4 protein-coding genes are annotated in these 3,614 nt (G+C 73.8%); all 4 read right to left on the minus strand.

The genetic code is table 11. From position 1 onward, the window contains the following. A partial coding sequence (locus ACR80Q_RS18145) for a LysM peptidoglycan-binding domain-containing protein (RefSeq protein ID WP_435379059.1) occupies positions 1–1,204 on the minus strand: 1,204 nt, incomplete at its 3' end. Positions 1,205–1,825: 621 nt separating this feature from the next. Then, positions 1,826–2,296 carry a TadE family protein gene (locus ACR80Q_RS18150; RefSeq protein ID WP_435379060.1) on the minus strand — a complete coding sequence of 157 codons (471 nt, stop codon included), beginning with the start codon at positions 2,294–2,296 and terminating at the stop codon, positions 1,826–1,828. Positions 2,297–2,451: 155 nt separating this feature from the next. Next, positions 2,452–2,895 carry a TadE/TadG family type IV pilus assembly protein gene (locus tag ACR80Q_RS18155; RefSeq protein WP_435379061.1) on the minus strand — a complete coding sequence of 148 codons (444 nt, stop codon included), beginning with the start codon at positions 2,893–2,895 and terminating at the stop codon, positions 2,452–2,454. 86 nt (positions 2,896–2,981) lie between these two features. Further along, complete coding sequence (locus tag ACR80Q_RS18160) at positions 2,982–3,335, minus strand: TadE/TadG family type IV pilus assembly protein (protein WP_435379062.1); 354 nt, start codon at positions 3,333–3,335, stop codon at positions 2,982–2,984. Between the last annotated feature and the right edge of the window lie 279 nt (positions 3,336–3,614).

Consider the following 3,614-nt stretch of genomic DNA (forward strand, 5'->3'; position numbering starts at 1 on the left):
GGAACGGTGCGGGCTGGTCGGGCACGAACGGCCCCACCTGGTCCAGGTCGACCTCGCCCGGCAGATGCCACGTCGTGGGCTCGGCTCCCGTCGCCCACGGGGCCGAAGCCGGGCTGGGTGTCGCAAGGTGGAAGGTGACCCCGGTCCGCTCCAGCGTGATGGCGACCACGGCGGGAAGAGCGTCGTCTCTGTGCAAGCAGGCGGTGGCCAGGCGGCGGAGGATCTCATCGAGGCGTTCGATGGTGGTGGCGGTGTGGGTGTGGGCGCGGACGCTCTTCTCCACCACGACGTGCTGACTGCCGGGCGGGGTGAGGGTTCGGCCCGGTCGCCGGAGCCGGGACTGACGGCGGCGATGCTGGCGCAGCAGTAGGAGCAGCGCCCCGGCGAGCATGGTCCCCGCCCCCGACAACCCGGGCAGAGCCCACGTCGGGGCCACGGTGTCGGCCTCCTCCTCGGCGTCGCTGTCAGCGGTCTCCCCCGTGCGGTCCAGCCGTCCGCCGCTGGCGTTGTCCTGCTCTGTCCGTTCCTCGCCGCTATTCGGCTGTTCGGCTGCGCCGGCGGTGGCCGACCGGTCGCCGCGCCCTTCGTCTGCTGTGGACCCGGGCGTGCTGGTACCGACCTTGGGCTCCTGGACCGTCGTGGGCGTCAGCCCACTCGGGAGGCCATCCGAGGTCTCACCGCGTGTCGGGCCGGGGGTCTGCCCCGACGTCGCCGGTAACTCGTCAGGTTCGGCCAGGGGTTGGTCGGTGGTGGGAGCCGCGGCGGGGAGGGGGATGGTCCAGCCGGGCTGCAGGACGTTGGGGTCGCGCAGGACCTGCCCGTCCGGTTGCGTGACGGTGGCGGCTGCGGCGGCGAGCTCGTCGTATCGGGCGCCGTCCCCGAGCTCTGTCTCAGCGATCGCCCACAACGTGTCCCCGGGCACCACCACATGCCCCGACGTCCCCGACGTCCCCGAGGTGCCCGACGTTGACGTGTCGACGGTGGCCGGCGTGGCCGGTGGTCCGCTGCCCGCGTGTCGGGCGTCGGGGGGCAGAACGAGGAGCCAGCCGGGGCGGATGAGGTCGGGGTCGGTCAGCGTCTGGCCGTCGGGTTGGGGGCGGCCCGCGTTGAGGTCGTGGATCTCCGTCCAGCGGGTGCCGTCGCCCAGCTGCTGCTCGGCGATGTCCCACAGGCACGCGTACCGGCCCGCGGCAGGAGCGGGCACGACAAACGTCGGCACAGTCGACGAGGTGCGCGCGCCGTCGTCGGCGGGGCGCGGAAGAGACGTCGGCCCCCTGGTCGGACGCGGTCGGTCCCGCCGCGGCGTACACGGCTCCGCCGGCGCTCGCGGGGCTGCCGACCTCGTGGACGGCCATGGCCGCGACGGGTGCCGCCGAAACCGGAGGTGGGGCTGCGGCGGCCAGGGGCGCGGCGACGGGCGTGGCGACGGCGAGGAGCAGGGCGGTCATGACGAGAGTGCGGGCCAGGTCGTGGCTCGGCCCACCCAGGGGCAGTCGAAGCTGAGGCCGGCCTCGCCGGGTGGTCGCGTTCACGAGCTCGACCCCGACCCCCGCCGCGAAGTGCACCCAGGCGAGCCACGCGACGACGCCAAGGACGTCGACGACAGCACTGCTGGCCAGGGGTTGACTCAGGAGCAGGGGAAGCCGCTCCACGGCGCTGAGGCCAGTCGGCAGGGGCCAGCCCACCGACAGGCTCAGTCCCACCGGGACCCCGATCGTGGCGAGCAGCAGGACGACGCTCGCTAGGACCTGCTTGCCCCGCCCGGTCCCGCTGCCGTGACCGGTGGTGTGGCTGGTCCCGGTGGTGTGGCTGTTCCCGGGGGCGGTCATGGGGCGGTCACCTCCTCGGTGTCGCCGACGGCGGGGCGTGCCTGCGCAGACGCAGAGATGGCTCGTTCCCCGACTCCGGCGGCGCCGAGCAGCACGGGGCGAAAGGTGAGGGTGACCGTCACCTCGACGCGCCCCTGCCCGTGCGTGGTGGCGGCGCAGCGGGCGTCGGGGCGGTGTTCGCTGATCCAGGTGCAGGCGGCGGACTGCGCGGCGCCGGGTGCGACCGGGCGTACTCCCCCGCTGCCGCGGTAGCCGCTGAGGTCCATCTGGTCGATGGCGGCTCGGGCGGCCTGGGAGGCCAGCCCGATGGCCTCCTGCCTGACCGCGATGGCGCGCCCCCCGTCGACCACCAGACCGGTGGCGAACACCAGGGCCGGGACCAGCAGGAGCAGCCACACCGTGGCGGAGCCCCGCTCACCGCGCGGCCGGCGGCGACGTGGGCCGCCGTTGGCCAGGGGGTGCTGCACGCCCTCACGTGGGCGCCGGGTCGCTAGGGAGCTCGAGCGTGCCATCACCAGGTGCCCGGACGACGGCGGCAAGAGTTGACCGTCCGTCGGTCCCGGCGCTCGCCGGGGTCGAAGGCAGCCGCAGCCGCGGGGATGGGGGTGGGGGTGGGGGTGGGTCATGGTTGCGACCGGTACTGCTCGAGAGGGCTGGCGGCGGTCGCCGTCAGGGTCTTGGTGGCGGGCAGGGAGGGGAAGCCGAGGTCGCCGAGGCGTGTGGTGCAGGTGATGGTGACGTCCACCATCCCGCCAGGTTCGAACCGTGAGCCGTCGACGCTGATCGACGGTCCGCCGGTGCACGTCACGGACTCTGCGGACAGTGCTACCTCTGCGGCGGTCTGCGCGGCGACCTGCGCGGCCGGGACGCTGCGGGTCAGGGAGGCGGCGCGGGCCGCGTCGCGGGCGGCGCCGGTGACCTGCAGCCGGGCCTGCTCGACGCGTCCGACCGCCACGACCAGCAGCACCGCCAGGACGATTGCGGGTACGAGCAGGACCAGCTCGACCGTGCCGAACCCCTCGTCCCACCGGCCCCGCCCAGTACGACGGAGGACCCCTTGCGGCACCTCGTGTGTCGACCGCGGCGGTGGCCTGGGCGCGACCCGTCGCACCGCGTCTACCTCGCGGGTGGCGGGCCTTCGGTTGGCCGGGTTCATGGCTGGCCGACAAACTGTTCGATGCTGCTGCGGGCGACACCGGTGACCTGCAGGTCGAGGCCGGGGATCATCGACAGACCGGTCGCGGTGATGCTGGCTTCGGCGGCGTCGGCGCCGCGTTCGACAGTGATGATCTGCACCGTCACCGTGTCATCACCCAGGAAGCGGGCCGCGGCGGCCTCACCGATTCCGCTGGCCTGCGCCGGGGTGAGGTCGGCGGCCGCGGCGGCATGGGCGGCCTCCTGCGCGGCGGCGGTGACGAGCTGCTTCTCATACATCCACAGCGCCACCTGAACGGTGCCGAAAGTCAGCAGCACCAACAGCGGCGTCAACCCGACCAGCTCGATCACGCTCGCCCCCGCGTCCCCCCGGCCCGCCGGGCGGCGGCGCCGGGCAGGTGGCAGTGGCCTGCGCCGCGGTGGGCGCCGGTCGAGGCGTGATGCCATCTGTGCACCCCTTCTCGTGTGACCGATGGTCCTGATCGGTTGGGATGTCAGGGGGTGGTGAGGTCGAGCTCGTTGGCCTTGCTGGTGAACTCGGCGACGACGATGGCGCCGATCGCGATCGCCGCCCCGGCGATGATGGTGGTGATCAGAAGCCACTCCACGACGGAGACCCCGGCGTCGCGG

This window comes from Aquipuribacter aurantiacus (genome assembly GCF_051216895.1).
Taxonomy (GTDB): Bacteria; Actinomycetota; Actinomycetes; order Actinomycetales; family JBBAYJ01; genus Aquipuribacter.